24 protein-coding genes are annotated in these 18509 nt (G+C 69.7%); 8 read left to right on the top strand and 16 right to left on the bottom strand.

All coding sequences use genetic code 11. The annotated features are described in order from the left end of the window. Positions 1–6 precede the first annotated feature (6 nt). The 4 genes from Q5716_RS01385 to Q5716_RS01370 are packed head-to-tail and all read right to left on the bottom strand — an operon-like array spanning position 7 to position 3500. A complete protein-coding gene (locus tag Q5716_RS01385) occupies positions 7–1026 on the bottom strand; it encodes a 1,4-dihydroxy-2-naphthoate polyprenyltransferase (protein WP_305001300.1) in 1020 nt (339 codons plus the stop codon). Between the two features lie 29 nt (positions 1027–1055). Beyond that, positions 1056–2174 (bottom strand): AMP-binding protein, encoded by a 1119-nt coding sequence (locus Q5716_RS01380; protein ID WP_305001299.1) that lies wholly within the window; start codon positions 2172–2174, stop codon positions 1056–1058. Then, complete coding sequence (locus Q5716_RS01375) at positions 2174–3070, bottom strand: 1,4-dihydroxy-2-naphthoyl-CoA synthase (RefSeq protein ID WP_305001298.1); 897 nt, start codon at positions 3068–3070, stop codon at positions 2174–2176. Before Q5716_RS01375 ends, Q5716_RS01380 begins: the two co-directional genes overlap by 1 nt. 25 nt (positions 3071–3095) lie before the next feature. Next, positions 3096–3500, bottom strand: coding sequence for a hypothetical protein (locus Q5716_RS01370; RefSeq protein ID WP_305001297.1), 405 nt, complete (start codon positions 3498–3500; stop codon positions 3096–3098). 42 nt (positions 3501–3542) lie between these two features. On the opposite strand from Q5716_RS01370, the gene Q5716_RS01365 reads away from it, so the two are divergent. Next, positions 3543–4520, top strand: a complete 978-nt coding sequence (locus tag Q5716_RS01365) for an o-succinylbenzoate synthase (protein WP_305001296.1) — start codon at positions 3543–3545, stop codon at positions 4518–4520. A gap of 23 nt (positions 4521–4543) precedes the next feature. On the opposite strand, the gene ccsB is transcribed toward Q5716_RS01365, so the two are convergent. Genes ccsB through Q5716_RS01335 form a run of 6 tightly spaced genes read right to left on the bottom strand, consistent with a single transcriptional unit; the run spans position 4544 to position 11286 of the window. Beyond that, positions 4544–5488, bottom strand: coding sequence for a c-type cytochrome biogenesis protein CcsB (gene ccsB / locus Q5716_RS01360; protein ID WP_305001295.1), 945 nt, complete (start codon positions 5486–5488; stop codon positions 4544–4546). Next, on the bottom strand, positions 5485–7038 hold the full coding sequence (resB, locus tag Q5716_RS01355; RefSeq protein WP_305001294.1) for a cytochrome c biogenesis protein ResB: 1554 nt from the start codon (positions 7036–7038) through the stop codon (positions 5485–5487). Before resB ends, ccsB begins: the two co-directional genes overlap by 4 nt. 37 nt (positions 7039–7075) lie before the next feature. Next, positions 7076–7810, bottom strand: coding sequence for a cytochrome c biogenesis CcdA family protein (locus Q5716_RS01350; protein ID WP_305001293.1), 735 nt, complete (start codon positions 7808–7810; stop codon positions 7076–7078). Continuing rightward, complete coding sequence (locus tag Q5716_RS01345; protein WP_305001292.1) at positions 7810–8397, bottom strand: TlpA family protein disulfide reductase; 588 nt, start codon at positions 8395–8397, stop codon at positions 7810–7812. Before Q5716_RS01345 ends, Q5716_RS01350 begins: the two co-directional genes overlap by 1 nt. Next, entirely contained in the window at positions 8394–9023 is a 630-nt protein-coding gene (locus Q5716_RS01340) for a histidine phosphatase family protein (protein WP_305001291.1), read from the bottom strand. Before Q5716_RS01340 ends, Q5716_RS01345 begins: the two co-directional genes overlap by 4 nt. Positions 9024–9033: 10 nt before the next feature. Next, a complete protein-coding gene (locus tag Q5716_RS01335; RefSeq protein WP_305001290.1) occupies positions 9034–11286 on the bottom strand; it encodes an LLM class flavin-dependent oxidoreductase in 2253 nt (750 codons plus the stop codon). A gap of 65 nt (positions 11287–11351) precedes the next feature. Here Q5716_RS01335 and Q5716_RS01330 point away from each other — a divergent pair, with 65 nt between their 5' ends. From Q5716_RS01330 to Q5716_RS01315, 4 genes are all read left to right on the top strand, one after another. After that, positions 11352–11708 carry a winged helix-turn-helix transcriptional regulator gene (locus tag Q5716_RS01330; RefSeq protein ID WP_305001289.1) on the top strand — a complete coding sequence of 119 codons (357 nt, stop codon included), beginning with the start codon at positions 11352–11354 and terminating at the stop codon, positions 11706–11708. 20 nt (positions 11709–11728) lie between these two features. Beyond that, on the top strand, positions 11729–13093 hold the full coding sequence (aspS, locus tag Q5716_RS01325; protein ID WP_305001288.1) for an aspartate--tRNA(Asn) ligase: 1365 nt from the start codon (positions 11729–11731) through the stop codon (positions 13091–13093). 80 nt (positions 13094–13173) lie between these two features. Next, positions 13174–13353, top strand: coding sequence for a YegP family protein (locus Q5716_RS01320; RefSeq protein ID WP_305001287.1), 180 nt, complete (start codon positions 13174–13176; stop codon positions 13351–13353). Positions 13354–13395: 42 nt separating this feature from the next. Further along, positions 13396–13692 carry a hypothetical protein gene (locus tag Q5716_RS01315; RefSeq protein WP_305001286.1) on the top strand — a complete coding sequence of 99 codons (297 nt, stop codon included), beginning with the start codon at positions 13396–13398 and terminating at the stop codon, positions 13690–13692. 15 nt (positions 13693–13707) lie between these two features. On the opposite strand, the gene Q5716_RS01310 is transcribed toward Q5716_RS01315, so the two are convergent. Together Q5716_RS01310 and Q5716_RS01305 are read right to left on the bottom strand one after the other, a co-directional pair. Beyond that, positions 13708–14007 (bottom strand): Dabb family protein, encoded by a 300-nt coding sequence (locus tag Q5716_RS01310; protein ID WP_305001285.1) that lies wholly within the window; start codon positions 14005–14007, stop codon positions 13708–13710. Continuing rightward, positions 14004–14261 carry a glutaredoxin family protein gene (locus tag Q5716_RS01305; RefSeq protein ID WP_305001284.1) on the bottom strand — a complete coding sequence of 86 codons (258 nt, stop codon included), beginning with the start codon at positions 14259–14261 and terminating at the stop codon, positions 14004–14006. Before Q5716_RS01305 ends, Q5716_RS01310 begins: the two co-directional genes overlap by 4 nt. Before the next feature lie 31 nt (positions 14262–14292). Between Q5716_RS01305 and Q5716_RS01300 the strand changes: the two genes are divergently transcribed. Further along, on the top strand, positions 14293–15033 hold the full coding sequence (locus tag Q5716_RS01300; RefSeq protein ID WP_305001283.1) for an HAD family hydrolase: 741 nt from the start codon (positions 14293–14295) through the stop codon (positions 15031–15033). 3 nt (positions 15034–15036) lie between these two features. Here Q5716_RS01300 and Q5716_RS01295 read toward each other — a convergent pair whose 3' ends face one another. From Q5716_RS01295 to Q5716_RS01285, 3 genes are all read right to left on the bottom strand, one after another. Continuing rightward, entirely contained in the window at positions 15037–15135 is a 99-nt protein-coding gene (locus tag Q5716_RS01295) for a 30S ribosomal protein bS22 (protein WP_003792170.1), read from the bottom strand. 82 nt (positions 15136–15217) lie between these two features. Continuing rightward, positions 15218–15409: a helix-turn-helix domain-containing protein gene (locus Q5716_RS01290; RefSeq protein ID WP_305001282.1), complete on the bottom strand. Its 192-nt coding sequence runs from the start codon at positions 15407–15409 to the stop codon at positions 15218–15220. Between the two features lie 102 nt (positions 15410–15511). Beyond that, the gene (locus Q5716_RS01285; RefSeq protein WP_305001281.1) at positions 15512–15979 is read right to left on the bottom strand and encodes an ArsR/SmtB family transcription factor; all 468 of its coding nucleotides are present in this window, start codon (positions 15977–15979) and stop codon (positions 15512–15514) included. A 65-nt stretch (positions 15980–16044) separates the two neighbouring features. Here Q5716_RS01285 and Q5716_RS01280 point away from each other — a divergent pair, with 65 nt between their 5' ends. Next, on the top strand, positions 16045–17472 hold the full coding sequence (locus Q5716_RS01280; protein ID WP_305001280.1) for a TrkH family potassium uptake protein: 1428 nt from the start codon (positions 16045–16047) through the stop codon (positions 17470–17472). Beyond that, positions 17465–18136 (top strand): potassium channel family protein, encoded by a 672-nt coding sequence (locus Q5716_RS01275; RefSeq protein WP_305001279.1) that lies wholly within the window; start codon positions 17465–17467, stop codon positions 18134–18136. Before Q5716_RS01280 ends, Q5716_RS01275 begins: the two co-directional genes overlap by 8 nt. A gap of 21 nt (positions 18137–18157) precedes the next feature. On the opposite strand, the gene Q5716_RS01270 is transcribed toward Q5716_RS01275, so the two are convergent. Continuing rightward, the gene (locus Q5716_RS01270; RefSeq protein WP_305001278.1) at positions 18158–18451 is read right to left on the bottom strand and encodes a hypothetical protein; all 294 of its coding nucleotides are present in this window, start codon (positions 18449–18451) and stop codon (positions 18158–18160) included. Between the last annotated feature and the right edge of the window lie 58 nt (positions 18452–18509).

Genomic DNA, 18509 nt, shown 5'->3' with positions numbered 1-18509 from the left:
CGGCGGCTAGAAGCCGACCGCCCAGCCCACTCCGACCCCGTAGACGAGGGCGGTGAGCCCCGTGAGTCGCAGTGCGATGACGAGCTCGCCCGGCGTCTTGGCGAAGAGGGTGATGACGGCTGCCGGTACTGCCGCGAGCAGGGCGAAGAACACCAGGTACGCGTTCAGGTACAGCAGGTGGAAGTACACGAGGATGCCGAACGGCACGAGGATCAGCACCGTGAAGACGATGCGGGATGCCCGATCCCCCATGAGCACGGCGAGCGTCCGCTTGCCCGCGAGCTTGTCCTGCTCGCGGTCGCGGATGTTGCCGACCATGAGCGCAGCGCACGCGATGAGGCCGATCGCCGTTCCGGCGAGCCACGCGTCGAGCGGCAACTGGAACGCGATGACGTACGTCGTGCCGACGGTCGCGACGAGCCCGAAGAACACGAAGACGAAGAGCTCGCCGAGCGCGTAGTAGCCGTAGGGCCGCTTGCCGCCCGTGTAGAACCATGCGGCGACGATCGCCGCGGCGCCCACAGCGAAGAGCCACCACTGCTCGGTGCGGATCGTGATGATGGCGCCGGCCACGGCCGCAAGAGCGAAGAAGACGAGGGCGACGGCGAGCACCGTGCGGGGCTTCGCCGCACCCGACGCGGTCAGCCGTCGGGGTCCGGAGCGGTGCTTGTCTGTGCCGCGCACCCCGTCCGAGTAGTCGTTGGCGAAGTTGACGCCGATCTGCAGCGACACGGCGACCGCGAGGCACGCGAGCGCGCGCAGCCAGTGCCAGCCCGGGCCGCCCTCACCGAGAGTCACCAGGTAGGCGATGCCGGTGCCTGCGGCGACGGGCGCGATCGAGAGCGGCAGCGTAAACGGCCGGGCGGCTCCGATCCAGTCGCCGAGGGTCGCCTTCTTCACCGGGGCGACTCCCGGAGGCCGACCCCCAGGGCGGCCGCTCTTGCCCGAGGCGGGCTTCTTCGCCGGCGCCTTCTTCGGCGCGGGGACGGTCTTGGGGTCGATGCGCTGCTGCTTCGGGGATGCCACGGAGTCAGTGTAGTGGCGGGTGCTTTGCGCTAACCGCCGATGACGAGCGCCGCGATCGCGAGCCGATCCGGCTTCCCCGACGGCAGCATCGGGATGCGGTCGACGTGCAGGATGCGCGCCGGCGCGGCCGGCCTCCCCAGTCGCGCGGACACGGCATCCCGCACCGCGTCGAGGTCGGCGGGATGCTCCGTCACGACGACGGGCGCCTCGCCCCACTCGGGGTGGGGCGCGGCCACCACGACGGCGGACTCGAGGCCGGGCATCCCGCGCACCGTCTCCTCGACGGCGGGCAGCGCGACCTTGACGCCGCCGGAGACGATGACGTCGTCGAGCCGGCCGAGCACGCGCAGCACGCCGTCGACGAGCTCGCCGGCGTCGTCGGTGCGGTACCAGCGGTCGCCGTGCTCCTCGCGGAACGCGAACGCCGTGCGGCGCGGGTCGTCGAGGTACTCCTCGGCGAGCACGCTGCCGGCGAGCTCGACCCGCCCGTCCGTGATGCGCACGCGGGTGTCGCCGATGGGGCGGCCGTCGTAGACGCAGCCTCCGCTCGTCTCGCTCGAGCCGTAGGTGCGCGTGATGCGCACTCCCGCCAGCAGTGCCCGATCGGCGAGACCGGCGGGGATCGCCTGGCCCCCGACGAGGATCGTCGCGAAGCCCTGCAACTGTGCGACCGCCTCCTCGCTGTCGAGCAGTCGCGCGAGCTGCGCCGGCACGAGCGACACGAACCGCCGCGGATGCACGAACCGCTCGCACGCCTCGACGAAGCGCTCCGCCGTGAACCCGGTCGGGTCGAGGAAGACGGGCAGCGTCTCGGCGGCGAGCGAGCGCACGAGCACGTTGATGCCGGCGATGTAGTGGGCGGGGAGGGCGAGCATCCACTGCCCCGGCCCGCCGAGTGCGGTGTCGGATGCCGCGGCGCTCGCGAGCAGGGCGTCCGCGCTCAGGGCCACGCGCTTCGGCCGACCCGTGGAACCGCTCGTCTCCACGACGACCGCGACCTTCTGCGGCACCGTGTCGGGCACCCGGCCCGCGACGCTCGAGGGCGCGGGGTGCGGGAGGATCGCCGGTCCGGTGCCGGCCAGGGCATCCCGCAGGGCGTCATGGACGGCGAGCGGCTCGGCGAGGACGACCAACAACGGGCGGGTCATCAGAACTGCCAGGGAAACGGGCGCCAGTCGGGCGCACGCTTCTCGAGGAACGCGTCGCGGCCCTCGACCGCCTCGTCGGTGCCGTAGGCGAGCCGGGTCGCCTCGCCCGCGAACACCTGCTGGCCCATGAGCCCGTCGTCCTGCAGGTTGAAGGCGAACTTGAGCATCCGGATCGCCGTCGGCGACTTGCCGAGGATCGTCTCCGCCCACTCGTACGCGGTCTTCTCGAGCTCGGCGTGCGGCACGACCGCGTTGATCGCGTTCATGTCGTAGGCGCGCTGCGCGTCGTAGGCCTGGCCGAGGAAGAAGATCTCGCGCGCGAACTTCTGGCCGACCTGTCGGGCGAGGTAGGCGCTGCCGTAGCCGGCGTCGAAGGAGCCGACGTCGGCATCCGTCTGCTTGAACATGGCGTGCTCGCGCGAGGCGATCGTGAGGTCGCACACGACGTGCAGGGAGTGTCCGCCGCCGGCCGCCCAACCGGGCACGACCGCGATGACGACCTTCGGCATGGTGCGGATCAGGCGCTGGACCTCGAGGATGTGCAGGCGGCCCGTCGACGCAGCGGCGTCCCCGTCGCCCTCGTACTGGTACCCGTCGCGGCCCCGGATGCGCTGGTCGCCACCGGAGCAGAACGCCCAACCGCCGTCCTTCGGGCTCGGCCCGTTGCCGGTGATGAGCACGACGCCGATGCGCGGGTTCATCCGCGCGTGGTCGAGGGCGCGGTACAGCTCGTCGACGGTGTGCGGGCGGAAGGCGTTGCGCACCTCGGGCCGGTCGAACGCGACCCGCGCCACGCGGCCCGTCGCGTCGTGGTGGTAGGTGATGTCGGTGAGGGAGTCGAACCCGTCGACCTCGCGCCACAGGTGGGGATCGAAGAGCTCGGAGACGGCGGCCATGGCCTAAGCCTAGGCGCGCTCCAAGTCAGCCCGCGAGGGCGCCGAGGACCGTTGCGAGCACCCACGGGTTGGCAGCGACGCCGACGATGACAGCCGCGATGCCCCACGGCCGGCCCCAGCGCGCGACAGCCGCCACGAGGCCGCCCAGCACGGCGACAGCCGACAGCACGATCGCGACCCAGGCGATCACGGTCCCCGCGTCGTACGCCCCGCCCGAGGCGACGGCGACGCCCACCCCGGTGAGGACGGCGGCGACCACGGCGCCGAGCAGCGAGAGCGCCCCGACGATCCGGGTGCTGCGGCGCGGAGCATCCTTCTGCTCCGGCTCGACGACGGTCTCCGGCTCGAGGGGTTCGAACTCGACCACGGGCTCGAAGTAGATGGGCACGACCTTGATCGGCACCTTGTCGAGCTCGCCGGGGACAGTCACGAAATCACCCTAATGGAGGCCCGGCCTTGCCAGACTGGTCGAATGGGACCGCGACTGGGTGAGGTGCTCGAGACGGCGCGCGTGGTGTCGCTCCCGTTGAGATCGAGGTTCCGGGGCCTCGACCACCGCGAGGCGATGCTGTTCGAAGGGCCCGCGGGGTGGACGGAGTTCTCGCCCTTCGTCGAGTACGACGACGCTGAGTCGGCGGCGTGGCTCGCCGCGGCGCTCGACTTCGGGTGGCGGGATGCCCCGGCCCCGCGCCGCGACAGCGTGCGCGTCAATGCGACCGTCCCCGCTGTGCCCGCCGCTGAGGTGGAGGGCATCCTCGCGCACTTCCCCGGCTGCCGCACCGCCAAAGTGAAGGTCGCCGAGCGCGGCCAGTCCCTCGCCGACGACGTCGCTCGGGTCGCCGCGGCCCGGACCGCCCTCGGACCTGAGGGCCGGGTGCGCGTGGACGCGAACGGGGCCTGGAACGTCGACGAGGCGGAGCACGCCGTCCACGCGCTCGCCGAGTTCGACCTCGAGTACGTCGAGCAGCCGTGCGCGACCGTCGAGGAGCTCGGGGAGCTGCGCCGCCGGGTGAAGTACATGGGCATCCCGATCGCGGCGGACGAGTCGGTGCGCAAGGCGGAGGACCCGCTCGCCGTCGCGCGGGCGGGGGCCGCCGACATCCTCGTGCTCAAGGCGCAGCCGCTCGGCGGCATCGCCCGCGCCCTGTCGATCGTGCGGGAGGCCGGGCTGCCGGCCGTCATCTCGAGCGCCCTCGACACCTCGGTGGGCATCTCGATGGGGTTGCACCTCGCGGCCGCACTCCCCGACCTCGAGTTCGACTGCGGGCTCGGCACCGCAGCCCTCCTCGCGGTGGACGTGACGGATGACCCGCTCCTCCCTCGTGCCGGGCAGCTACCCGTGCGCCGCGTCGCCGCCCAGCCGGAGCTCCTCCACGAGTTCGCCGCACCCCCTGAGCGCGCGGACTGGTGGTTCGCGCGGCTCGAGCGCTGTTGGGAGCTGGTCGGCTAGGGCGCCAGGACGTCTACCCGCGCCTACAGCCCGCTATACGCGTGCAGCCCCTTGAAGAACAGGTTCACGATCGTGAAGTTGAAGAGCACGGCGGTGAAGCCGATGATGGCGAGCCACGCCGAGCGGGAGCCGCGCCATCCCTTCGTCGCTCGCGCGTGGATGTAGCCGGCGAAGATGACCCAGATGATGAACGTCCAGACCTCTTTCGTGTCCCAGCCCCAGTAACGGCCCCACGCGCGCTCCGCCCAGATGGCACCGGCGATGAGGGTGAAGGTCCAGAACACGAAGCCCACGACGTTGACGCGGTAGGCGAGCGTCTCGAGGCGAACCGCATCGGGCAGGGTGCTCAAGAACTTCAGCCCCGACTTCGTTGCCTCGCGTCGGGCCTGCAGGAGCTGCACAATCGAGAGCCCCGCGCCGAGGGCGAAGAAGCCCGTGCCAAGCGTCGCGACGAACACGTGGATGACGAGCCACGTCGACTGCAGGGCCGGCGGCAGCGGCACGACGTCGACGTAGAAGTTGACGGTCGCGACGCCGAGGGCGATGAGGGCGAAACCGGTGATGAACGCGCCGAGGAAGCGCAGGTCCTGCCAGAACTGCACCAGGAGGAACACGCCGACGATGATCGACGTGGCCGTGATCGAGAACTCGAACATGTTGGCCCACGGCACCCGCTCGGCGGCGATGCCGCGCAGCACCACACCGGAGACCTGGAGCAGCCACGCGAGCACCGTGAGCGCCATCGCGGCGCGCAGGTAGCGCGGTCCCTTGGCAGGGGCCGGGGCATCCGTCTTCTCGAGCACCGCGGTTCCGCCGCCCACCGAGGCGCTCTGCGCGACCGCGGCGACCGACGGCGTCGCCGCCGACCGGCGCGACAGGTCGAGCGTGAACATGATGAACGCGATCGTGTAGACCGCCATCGCCGAGTAGATGGCGACGAGTGAGTACGAGTCGAGGGTGCCGGTCACGAGTCCACCTTAAGCCTTTCGATATGGCGGTCGGCGAGGTCGGCGACCGCCTCCTCCAACCGCGGGTCGTCGCCGCGGGCGAGGCCCGCGTACTCGAGGGTTACGGTCCCGTCCTCGGCGACGACGGCCTTCACCCACACACGGCGGCGCGCGACGAAGAGGCTCGTGACGAGCCCCGCGACGACGAGCGCGGCGAAGAGCAGCACCCACAACTGCGAGGGGTCGTGGTGCACGTCGAGCGAGACGAACCGCGGGATGTCGAGCAGCTCGATCGTTCCGAGTCCGTTCGGGAGCTCGGCGATGTCGCCGGACTTGAGCTCGATCGTCGGAGAATCGGCGTTGCGCCCCGCGATCTCGGTGAGCGAGTCGGTGTTGAGCGCGTAGGCGTTCGTCGCCTGGCCGTTGTCGAGGCCGAGGTCGCCGGCGAAGACCTCGAGCGTGAGGGTGGGGTCGCGCAGGTCGGGGTGGCTCGACGCGAACGCGCCGTTCGCGAGCGGGAACGTCGTCGGATAGAACAGACCGCGGATGCCCAGCTGCTCCTCGAGGCCGTCGGGCACCTTGATGACGCCGACGCTGAACAGGTTCGAGTCCTGGGGCAGGAACGCGACCGGCTGCGAGAACACCACTTCGCCCTCGGGGTCGCGGATGACGACGTGCGGCGCGTACCCGTTGCCGAGGAGGTACACCGACGTGCCGCCGATGCCGAGGGGCTCGTTCACCTTGATCTGCTGCTGCTTCGGGTCCTGTCCCCGCATCGTGGTCGTGACGTGCGCGGTGAAGTCCGTGGGCGCCCCGTACGCCTCGATGTTGTCCTCTTCGTACACCGCGTCGAACTCGTCGAGCTGGATCGTGAACGGCACGAGCTCGGACTCACTGAAGAAGCGCTGCGGCAGGAACGAGTCGTAGCTCGCGAGCGAGTTGGCGAACGCTTGCCCTTCGACCACGACGCGCTGGCCCGAGTACCCGAACCCGCCCGCCACACCGACCGACAGGAGCACGCCGATGAGGGCGGTATGGAACACGAGGTTGCCGGTCTCGCGGAGGTAGCCGCGCTCCGCCGAGACCGAGAAGGCTCCACCCGAAGGGTCGTCGTAGCGCTGCACCCGGTAGCGCTGCGAGCGCAGGAGCGACTCGGCCTCGTCGATCGCGAGTGCGGCATCCGTCGGGCTCGACCGCGTCGTGAAGCCCTCGAGGCGCGCGAGTCGAGCGGGCGTCTTCGGCGGCCGGGCGCGCAGTGCATCGAAGTGGTGCTTGGTGCGCGGGATGACGCAGCCGATGAGCGAGATGAACAGGAGGATGTAGATCGCCGAGAACCACACCGAGGTGTACGTGTTGAAGACGCCGAACCAGTCGAGCACGGCCGCGAGGTCGGGGTTCTCCGCCTTGTACTGCACGACACCGTTCGGGTCCGACGAGGTCTGCGGCACGAGCGACCCGGGGATCGCGGCGATCGCGAGCAGCAGGAGCAGCACGAGCGCGGTGCGCATGCTCGTCAGCAGCCGCCAGGCGAAGCGCAGGTAGCCGATGGGTCCGAGACGCGGCTGCGTCACCGTGCCGGAGTCGCGCGGCTCCCGCGCGTCGAAGTGGTCAGAGGGCCGGGAGGAATCCACCGATCACCGCCCCGAGCTCGCTCATCGCGAGGCCCCACAGCCCCGTCACCATGAGCACGCCGATGACGACGAGCAGCGCGCCGCCGACGATGTTGATGAGGCGGATGTGCTTCTTCACCCACGCGACCGAGCCGGACACCCAGCCGAGGCCGAGCGCGACGAGGACGAAGGGGATGCCGAGCCCCAGGCAGTAGAACAGCCCGACGACGAGCGCTCGCCCCGGGTCGCCCTGGTAGCTCGCGAGCGACGTGACGGCGACGAGCGTCGGACCGATGCACGGCGTCCAGCCGATCGCGAAGACCGCGCCGAGCAGCGGCGCCCCCGCGAGGCCCGTGGCCGGCTGCCACCGCGGCTTGATCGTGCGCTGCAGGAAAGTCACCTGGCCGATGAACACGAGCCCCATGAGGATGACGATCGCGCCGGCGACCCGCTCGATGACGCCGCCCCACTGCAGCAGGAAGACGCCCACCGTCGAGCCGAGTACGACGACCCCGAGGAACACGATGCTGAAGCCGAGCACGAACAGGGCCGCACCCAGCACGGTGCGCGAGCGCCGGGCATCCCCGCCGTCGGTCACGCCGGAGACGTAACCGAGGTAGCCCGGCACGAGCGGCAGCACGCACGGCGAGAGGAACGCGAGCAGCCCCGCCGCGAGCGCGATGGGCAGCGCGACGGCCAGGCTGCCCTGGCTCACGAGCTCGCCAGGGCCCACTAGTCGTCCTCCGCCAGAACGGTGTCGACCATGGACTTCAGGATGCTCTGATCCCGCAGCAGCCCGGAGATGCGGGCCGCCACGCGCCCCTCCCCGTCGACCACGAGCGTCGTGGGCACGGCGTTGGGCGCGACCGCACCCGCGAACGCGAGCTGCACGGAAGCCGTGCTCGCGTCGATGATGCTCGGGTAGGGCACGCCGAACTTCTCCGCGAAGGTGATCGCGACGTCGGCCGAGTCGGTCACGTTCACCCCGATGAAGGGCACCTCGCCCTCGTAGTCGGTGGCGAGCGCGGCGAGGTCGGGGGCCTCGACGCGGCAGGGCGGGCATCCCGCGTACCAGAAGTTCACGACGTAGACCTGGCCGGCGAGCGAGTCGCTCGAGATCGAGTCGCCGTGCTCGTCGACGCCCTCGAAGACGATGGGTGCGCCGCGATCGGCGGCCGGGATCTCCGTGTACGCGCCGTCGCCGGAGATGTACCCCTGCCCCGAGCCGTCGGCGTACTGCTCTTCGAGCGAGCCGTTCGAGGTGCAGCCGGCGATCAGGAGGGCGACCGCGCCGGCGGCCGCGAGGACGCGGAGATTCACACTGCTCCCAGATCGATGGATGCTGCGAGCAACTCTCTCGCAGGTTCCTGATAGTCCACCTCGACGAAGCGCTCCCCCTCGCGGCGCAGCGTCGTGATGCTCGACAGGGTGCACCGGCGCTTGCGCGGGTCGTGGAAGGGGGCGCGGCCGGCGACGCTGCGCGCGACCATCACGATGGGCATCTGGTGGCTCACGAGCACGACCTCTCCCGAGTCCACGGAGGCCCACGCGTCGTCGATGGCGGCGAACATCCGCTTCTTCACGGAGTCGTAGGGCTCGCCCCAGCTCGGGCGCAGCGGGTTCGCGAGGCGCGGCCACGAGACGGGGTTGCGCAGGCGCCGGCGCATCCGGGTGCCCTCGAACCAGTTGTGCGGCTCGATGATGCGCTCGTCCGTCTCGATGGGGAGCCCGAAGAGGTCGGCCCACGGCTGCGCGGACTCCTGCGTGCGCTGGAGCGGGGATGCCACGAGCTTCACGACATCGCGCCCGCGCAGGCTCTCCGCGGCCATCGCCGCCATCCGGTGCCCGAGCTCGCTCAGGTGGTAGCCGGGGATGCGGCCGTAGAGGATCCCGTCCGGGTTGTGGACCTCGCCGTGGCGGACGAGTCGGACGAATTCTGCGGGCACGCCCGTAATTCTACGCGGCGTCGAAACCGGGCGCCTCCGCGAGCTCCGGCGTGAGCACGAGGTTGTCCCGGAACAGCCCCGTCGGGTCGACCCGGGCCTTCAGGGCGAGCAGCCTCGCGAGGGTCGCGGGCGGGAACGCCTCCGCGACCCGCTCGGGTCGGGCGTCCGAGTTGAAGCTCCAGTACATCCCCTCCGTGTGCGGTCCGACGAGCGTGTCCCATGCCGCGTCGAGGGCCGCGCGGCTGGAACCGAGGGCCGTGAGGGCGAAGTTCGCCTCGCGATGCGAGTAGGCCGTGGCATCCTCGTCGACGTCGCCGACCGCGCCGCCGACCGCGCGCACCTGGAAGAAGTACGGGGCGCCGCCACGGATGAAGTCGGCGAGATCGGATGCCGCTGCCGGCGTCACGCTCTGCAGGAGGCCCGATCGGGCGAGGGGCTCACCGCGGCCCTGGTGGTCGCCGGGCTGCGCGTTCGCCATGACCTGCGCGTACGGCACGAGCTGCACCTGCTGCTGCACGAGCGGGGCGATCTGGGCGAACGGCTGCAGCCGTTCGATGATCGTGTCGGGGTCGGAGCTGTCGACGACGCCGTAGAGCTGCGCGACCGTCGGCTGCCCCGGGCTCGGGCGACCGATCAGGATGAAGGTCGTGACATCGCGCGGCGCGTTCTCCTGGGCATCCCCCCAGTTCTCGAGAAAGGCCTCCAGGTCGCTCGCGTCGTAGGCGAGCTGCACCCACCCGATATCGCCGACCTCCGCGGCCTCGAATTCGAACGACGTCACCACGCCGATCGCCGCCCCGGCACCACGGACCGCCCAGAACAGGTCCGCGTTCTCGGTCGCGGATGCCCGCACCGCCGACCCGTCGGCGAGAACGAGCTCGACGGCGCGCACGTGATCGATCGTGAGGCCGTGCTCGCGGCCGAGGAACCCGACGCCGCCCGCGGTCGCGAGGCCGCCGACACCCACTCCCCCGTAGTCGCCCGAGCTGATCGCCCAGCCGTGCGGCTCGAGCGCGCGGGCGACCTCGCCCCAGCGCGCGCCCGGTCCGATGCGCACGAGCCGGGCATCCTCGTCGATCACCTCGATGCGGTTCAGCCTGCCGAGGTCGAGGACGATGCCGCCGTCGTTGGTCGACCGGCCGCTGACGCCGTGTCCGCCGCTGCGCACGCCGAAGGGGACGTCGCGGTGCCGCGCGGCGAAGAGCACGGCGTCCTGCACCTGCTCCACCGTCGCCGGGCGCAGCACGAGGCCGGGGTCGCCGCCGCGCATGTAGTTGTTCTGCACCCGCGAGTAGCGCGAGTCGCCCGGTTCTACCGCGTCCTCCGCGAGCGACGCTGGCAGTCCGTCGTAGTCGATGCCGGGGCGGCGCTTCGCGAGAGCCTGCGGGGAGCGCACCGGGCCCTGCTCTGTGCCGCGGGATGCCCGCTCGGCCGCCACCTGCTCGCGCACTTCCGCCGCGACCTCCGCGAAGCGCTCCATGGCCGCCGGGTCGTCGCTGCCGAGGATGAACGTGCTCACGCCGTGCTCGAGGGCGAGGTCGACGAGCTGCGCAGCGCTCGCGGAGTTGCCGAGGTTGAGAAGGCGCCGGATCTCTCGGGGGTCCCGGCCCGCCTCCACCGCGGCGGCGTCGATCCGCTCGTTGCCCGCCTCGAGGTCGCCCGGCTGAAGGTAGGGCAGCGAGGGGAGCCAGCCGTCGGCCTTCGCACCGATGAGGCGCTGCATCCTCGGCTTGTACGCGCCGAGCCAGATCGGCACGTCGTGGGCGGGAGCGGGACCGCGCTTGGCCCCGTTGACCGCGTGGAACTGGCCGTCGGTGCGCAGCGGCGTTCGGTTCCCGGCATCCCAGATGCCCCGGATGACGTCGATCGCCTCGCCGAGCGCGGTGACCCCCTCTCCGATGGTCAGCCGCGGCTCGCCCATCGCCCCGATGGCGTCCCAGAAGGCGCCGGCCCCCAGCCCGAGTTCGATGCGCCCGCCCGAGAGCAGGTCGAGGGATGCCACGGCGCGAGCCAGTACGGCCGGCTGCCGCAGCGGCAGGTTGAGCACATTCCCGGAGATGTGCACTCGCTCCGTGCTCGCCGCGACCCAGGACATCAGGGTCCAGGTGTCGAGGAAGGCCGGCTGGTAAGGGTGGTCTTGAAATGTGACGAGGTCGAGGCCGAGCTGCTCGGTGAGCTGGGCGAGGGCGACAGGCTGCTGAGGCGCCGCATTCGTGGGGGTGATGAACGTGCCGAACTGAAGCGCGTGTCCGTAATCTGGCATGCTCCCCAGCATCCTCCGCGAGAACACGGACCTCAATCACCCGGTAAGTCACTTACAATAGGTAAGTGACTCTGAAGATCGACCACATCTACGACGAGCAGTGCCGCCGCTTCCAGGACTCCTTCGAGCTGGTCGGCAAGCGCTGGAGCCCTGCCATCCTCATGGCCATCAACCTCGGCTCGCACCGTTTCAGCGAGATCCTCGCCCGCGTCGAAGGCCTCTCCGACCGGCTGCTCTCCCAGCGCCTCAAGGAGCTCGAGCGCAACCGGCTCATCGACCGCGAGGTCATCCCTACGACGCCGGTCCAGATCCGCTACACCCTCACCGAGCGCGGCGCCGACCTCATGCAGGCGCTCCAGCCGCTCGTCGGCTGGGGACTGCGCTGGGAGCCCGAGCTGCAGCCCATGCGCGCCGTCTCCTAGCGCCGAACTACACTTCTGGGGTGACTGAACGCACCCTCATCAAGAACCTGGCCGCCGCGACCGACGGACCCGTCTCCGTCTCCGGCTGGGTCGATACGGTGCGCGACCAGAAGAAGGTGCAGTTCGTCGTGCTGCGCGACGAGTCCGGGGCGGTTCAGCTCGTGCATCCGCGCGCGCTGGAGCTAGGAGGATCGCAAAGCGATCCCGCGACGCCAGCGCCGAGCGAGCTTGCGAGCGAGGATCCACTTGCGGACGTGATTTCCAGCTTGAGTGTGGGCACCTTCCTCACCGCCACCGGCGAGCTCAAGCACGACGAACGCGTGAAGCTCGGCGGCGTCGAGATCAAGCTCGACGACATCGCGATCGCTGCCGCCGCCAACCCCGAGACCCCGATCGCGGACGACACGGGCGTCGACAAGCGCATGGACTGGCGCTTCCTCGACCTGCGCCAGCCGAAGAACAACCTCATCTTCCGCGTGCAGACCACCCTCGAGCACGCCTGGCGCACCTACTGGGTCGAGCACGACTTCATCGAGATCCACACCCCCAAGCTGATGGCGAGCGCGAGCGAGTCGAAGGCGGAGCTCTTTGAGGTCGAGTACTTCGAGGGCAAGGCGTACCTCGCGCAGAGCCCGCAGTTCTTCAAGCAGATGGCCCAGCCCGCCGGCTTCGGCAAGGTGTTCGAGATCGCTCCGGCGTTCCGCGCCGACCCGAGCTTCACGAGCCGTCACGCGACGGAGTTCACGAGCGTCGATGCGGAGATCAGCTGGATCGACTCCCACGAAGACGTCATGCGACTCCACGAGGAGCTCATCGTCGCCGGGTTCACCGCCGTGAAGGAGAAGCACGGGGAGGAGATCCTCGCCGCGTTCGGCGTGGAGGTCACCGTGCCGACCACGCCGTTCCCGCGCATCCCGCTCGCCGAGGCGAAGCGCATCGTCGCGGAGCGCGGCTACACGGTGCCGCGCAACGACGCCGACATGGACCCGGAGGGCGAGCGCCAGATCGCGGCCTACGTCAAGGAGACCTTCGGCCACGAGTTCGTCTTCCTCACGGACTACGCGTCGAGCATCCGGCCGTTCTACCACATGCGGCACGCGGATGACCCGGGCCTCACGAACAGCTACGACCTCGTGTTCAACGGAGTCGAGATCTCCACCGGGGCCCAGCGCGAGCACCGCGTCGACGTGCTCATCGAGCAGGCCAAGGACAAGGGCCTCGAGCCGGAGGAGCTCGAGTTCTACCTCGACTTCTTCCGCTTCGGCGCCCCGCCGCACGGTGGCTTCGGCATGGGTCTCTCGCGAGTGCTCATGCTCATGCTGCACCTGCCGAACCTGCGCGAGACGACGTACCTGTTCCGCGGGCCGACGCGCCTGACTCCGTAGCCCACACGCCCTAGCGGCGCGCCGGAGCATCCCCCTAGGCTGACCCTGACAGATACCGCACGTCTGAAAGGGGCCGATCCATGGCCGGGAAGTTCGTCATCTCGAAGGACAAGAAGGGCGAGTTCCGCTTCGTCCTCAAGGCCGGCAACGGCGAGATCATCGCCATGTCGGAGGGCTACGCCTCGAAGGACGGCGCGAAGAACGGCATCGAGTCGGTCCGCAAGAACGCCGCCGACGCCACCGTCGTCGACGAGAGCTGATCTCCCAGCGGCAGTTAACCGAAGCTGGGGCAGGATGGACCCATGTCCAAGAAGATCGACGCCGCACTCAAGGATCTGAAGAAGGCGCTCAAGAAGCACGCCGAGGTCGTCGGCGGCTCCGCTGTGTCGCTCAAGAAGTCGCAGCGCGCGAGCGCGAAGGTCGCCGCCGCGGCGGACGCCTACGCCGCCGCGGTGCAGGCCAAGAGCGGGCTCGGCAACCCCTTCACAGGCATGGAGACTCTGGATGACTCGACCCGGGCATCCCTGAGCGCCGAACGCGACGCGATCAAGAAGAACCTCACCGGACCGATCGATCTGCCCGCGCGCGAGGCGCTCTAGACCTCGAAGTCCCCTCTAGACCTCGAAGTCGACGGAGGCGCGAGCAGCGACATGCTGCCGCACGATCGCCGCGGCCGCCTGGTGGGCGGGGTGAACCTGGTAGGCGTCGAGTCCGGCGAGCGACTCGTACTCGGCGATGAGCACGACGTCCCAGTTGACGTCCGCGTATGCCTCGTTCGCGCGAACCTCGAGAGAGACGATCTCGTCGATGACGCCCACGAGCCCCTCGAGCTCGGACTTGATGACCGCGGCCGACTCGGCCTTGCCCGCGGCGTCCTCCGCCGAGAGCTTCCACGTCACGATGTGCTTGATCACCGGGCTGCCTCCTGCAGTGCTGTGGCCAGTCGCGCGGGGTCGACGCGCCAGATGGTGTGCACGCGGTCGTCGATGAGCACCACGGGGATCTCGTCCCAGTAGCGGGCGTTGAGCGCCTCGTCCTCGAGGATGTTGAGCTCCTCGACGGATGCCTCGACCCCGGTCTCGGCGAGAACGCCGGCCACCGCATCCCGCGCGTCGTCGCACAAGTGGCACCCCGGCTTGCTCAGCAGGGTCACACGCACGGGGGGCACGCCTCCACACTATCTGCCAGACTGGAGGGCGATGCCCGACGCAGCGCCGCACCGAACCAGCGAGACCCCCGTGCTCGCGTTCTTCGATGTGGACAACACCCTCATGCGCGGCGCGAGCGTCTTCTACGTGGGCCGGGAGGCGTGGCGGCGCGGCCTCATCTCCTTCCGGGACATCGCGGTCTTCGCGTGGCACCAGTTCCGCTTCCTCGCGGTGGGCGAGAACCGCAGCCACCTCGCCGAGGCGAAGGAGCGCGCGCTCGGGCTCGTGAGCGGGCACACCGAGGAGGGCCTCATCGCCCTCGCCCACGACATCTACGACCGGGACATCGCCCCCAACCTGTGGCCGGAGACGGTCGCGCTCACGAAGGAGCACCTCGCGAAGGGCCACGAGGTGTGGCTCGTCACGGCGACCCCGCAGCTCGTGGCCGACGTGATCTCGTCACGGCTCGGGCTCACCGGGTCGATCGGCACGAAGGTGGAGGCGCTCGACGGCGTGTTCACCGGCGCCCTCGACGGGCACGTGCTGCACGGCGACGAGAAAGCGGTCGTCGCCCGGCAGTTCGCGGATGCCCGCGGCGCGAGCCTCGCCGAGTGCTGGGCCTACTCCGACTCGAGCAACGACATCCCGCTGCTCACGATGGTGGGCAACCGCGTCGTGGTGAACCCGGACGCCAAGCTGCTCGCGCACGCGCGCGAGCAGGGCTGGGAGGTGCTGCCGCTCAAGCGGTCGAGCATCCGGGAAGCGCAGAGGCGCCTCAAGCGCGAGAAGTAGGAGTTACTTCTTGTTGCGACGCTGGTGACGCGTCTTGCGCAGCAGCTTGCGGTGCTTCTTCTTGGCCATCCGCTTGCGGCGCTTCTTGATGACTGAACCCATGGTTACCCTCGACAGTTCTGAACGAACAACAGACGGTTCGTGTCAGAACCGCGGAAACAACAAGGTCCGATTCTACCGCAGATCAGCCGACGTCGGCGATCGGCGGCTGAATGGCCGCCGCGACCGCGGACTCGGGGATGCGGAAGGACCGGCCGAAGCGCACCGCCGGGAGGTCTCCGGAATGCACGAGTCGGTAGACCGTCATGTTGGAGACGCGCATCATCTCGGCCACCTCGGCGACCGTGAGGAAACGCACGTCGGACAGGTCAGACATCGGGCCGGGATCCTCTCAGCGGAATACTCCTGTGACTGGAGTGCTAATCGGTAACACTAGGGGCTAGTGTTACCCGCTGTCCAGCCCCGCGATGAGCCCGATTCAGCGACGGAACGGACGACGCCGGAGCACTGGGATGCGACGGCTCACCTGCTCGGCGACGGAGCGCGCCTGGTGCGCTCCCTCCGCCACGCGGCGCCCGATCGTCTCCCCCACGTCGGCGCCGGACCACGCCGAGAACACCGTTGCCGCCCCGGCGTCATCGGCGTCGAGCTCGTCGTCGAAGTCGGCGCTGAGGAACGGGATGAGCCAGTCCTCGACGACCTCGAGGGGCGTCGCATCCAGGCGGTAATAGCGGTGCTGGCCGTCCTCGCGGACCGTGACGAGACCGTGGTCTCGGAGCACCTTCAAGTGCTTGGACACGGTCGGCTGGCTGATGCCCAACTGGTCGACGAGATCGCCCACACTGATCTCGCCGGTCTCGGACTCGGCGGAGACGTAGCGCTGCCACAGGGCGTGCAGCAGATCGCGGCGGGTCGCATCGGAGATCACGTCGAAGATGTCGGCCATGGGATCAGGCTACCGGCGGGCATCCGCGAGTACCATTGCCACCTGTCGAGGAAGGACGGTAGGGGATGCGCACCGCGCCCACCACGAAGGCGACGCTGTACGAGCGCCTTCGCGACGGGATCGACGGGTTCGTCGCCGCAACCCCCGCCCGCTTCGCGATCGTCATCTTCGCCGGTCTCATCCTCGTCTTCACGCTCCTCTTCTCCCTGCCCATCGCGACGACCTCCGGCGAGCGCGCGCCCCTCGTCGACGCACTCTTCACGGCTGTCTCCGTCATTTGCGTGACCGGGCTCTCCACCGTCGACATGGCCACCTACTGGTCACCGTTCGGACACGCCATCATCTTCATCGGCGTCGAGATCGGCGGCGTCGGGGTGCTGACGCTCGCGAGCATCCTCGGCCTCGTCATCTCCCGCAAGCTCGGACTCCGTCAGAAGCTCCTCGCCGCCGGGGACGCGAACCCGCTGCGCATCCGCAAGGGCCCTATCGCCGAGGGACAGGCCGTGCGGCTCGGGGAGACCGGCAGCCTCCTCCTGACCGTCGCGATCAGCGCCCTCGTCATCGAGCTCGTCGTCGCGCTGCTGCTCTTCCCGCGAATGCTCATCGAGGGCGTCCCCGCGCTGGATGCCGCGTGGCAGTCGATCTACATCTCAGCGATGGCCTTCACGAACACCGGCTTCCTGCCGACGTCGGAGGGGCTCACCCCCTATGCCGACGACGTGTGGTTCCTGTCCGCGATCATGCTGGGCGTGATCGCGGGAGCGATCGGGTTCCCCGTGATCTACGTGCTCTCGAAGAACCTGCGCCGGCCCCGCAAGTGGTCGCTGCACGTCAAGCTCACCATCCTCACCTTCGGCCTGCTGCTCGTGCTCGGGGCGCTCGCCTACTTCATCCTCGAGTTCGACAACCCGAAGACGTTCGGCCAGCTCGACCCGGGGCAGCGCATCCTGCAGAGCTTCTTCCTGTCGTCCATGGCGAGGTCCGGCGGGTTCTCCACAATCGACATCGGGCAGCTGGATGGCTCGAGCCTGCTCGTCACCGACATGCTCATGTTCATCGGCGGCGGGTCCGCCTCCACCGCGGGCGGCATCAAGGTGACGACCCTCGCGATCCTGTTCCTCGCGGCGTTCGCGGAGGCGCGCGGCCACGACGACATGGAGGCGTACGACCGGCGCATCCCGAGCGACGTGCTGCGACTCGGCGTGAGCGTCGTGCTGTGGGGCGCGACGACGGTCGCGGCGTCGAGCATCCTCATCCTCCTGCTCACCGATGATGCGCCGCTCGACCACGTGCTCTTCGACGTGATCAGCGCGTTCGCGACGTGCGGACTGTCGACCGGCTTCACCGGCTCGGCGCCCGAGTCCGCGCAGTACGTTCTCGCCTTCACTATGTTCTTCGGGCGCATCGGAACCGTGACGCTCGCGGCCGCCCTCGCGGCGAGCCAGCACCCCAGGATGTTCAGACGACCGGAAGAGAGGCCCATCGTTGGTTGACAAGATCCCGCACAACGCGCCCGTGCTCGTGATCGGCCTCGGCCGGTTCGGCGCCGCCACCGCCGGTCAGCTTCAGCGGCTCGACCGCGAGGTGCTCGCGATCGACGAGGACCTCGCGCTCGTGCAGAAGTGGTCCGAGCGCGTGACGCACGCAGTCCAGGCCGACGCCCGGTCGATCGATGCACTGCGGCAGGTGGGAGCGCAGGACTTCCAGATCGCTGTTGTCGCGGTCGGGTCATCCATCGAAGCGTCCGTGCTCATCACCGCGAACCTCGTCGACCTCAAGATCCCGCAGATCTGGGCGAAGGCGATCAGCCAGTCGCACGGCAAGATCCTCGCCCGCATCGGCGCCAACCACGTCATCTACCCGGAGGCGGAAGCCGGCGAGCGCGTCGCCCACCTGGTGAGCGGCCGGATGCTCGACTTCATCGAGTTCGAGAACGACTTCGCCATCGTGAAGATGTACCCGCCCAAGCCGATCCGCGGGATGAGGCTCGCCGAATCGCAAGTGCGCAAGAAGTACGGCATCACTGTCGTCGGCGTGAAGAGCCCGGGTCAGGACTTCACCTACGCGACCCCGGAGACCGTGATCTCCAACCACGACCTCGTGATCGTGAGCGGCAACTCGCTCGACATCGAGAAGTTCGCCTCTCTGGCGAGCTAGGGGCGGCGCTGGCCCCGACCGCTACGGCTGCTCGGTGTCACCCTGACCGGGGAAGCCGTTCTGCCCGGGGCCGCCTCCGGGGAACTGCCCGTCGACGCTGAAACCCCCGGGCCCGCCCGAGGGGAGGTTCGCGCCGAGCAGCACCCCGCCCCCGAACAGCAGTCCTCCTACCAGGGCGCCTCCGCCGATGAGCGCGCCGATCACGAGACCATTCCTCCTCGGGGCCGACGCGGGGGCCGGCGCGGGGGCCGGCGCGGACGTCTCAGCCACGACGACCGGCTCGGCCGCGGGCGCTTCGTTCTTGTTCTGTGCCACGGGTGCACTCCTTTCCAGGAGTGATCGTGGATGCCCGTCCTATCGATCGGCTATGAGC

The organism is Antiquaquibacter soli (assembly GCF_030580675.1).
Classification (GTDB): Bacteria; Actinomycetota; Actinomycetes; order Actinomycetales; family Microbacteriaceae; genus Rhodoglobus; species Rhodoglobus soli.
The sequence above is the reverse complement of the archived record's forward strand: the minus strand, read 5'-3'. Positions and strand labels throughout refer to the sequence as shown.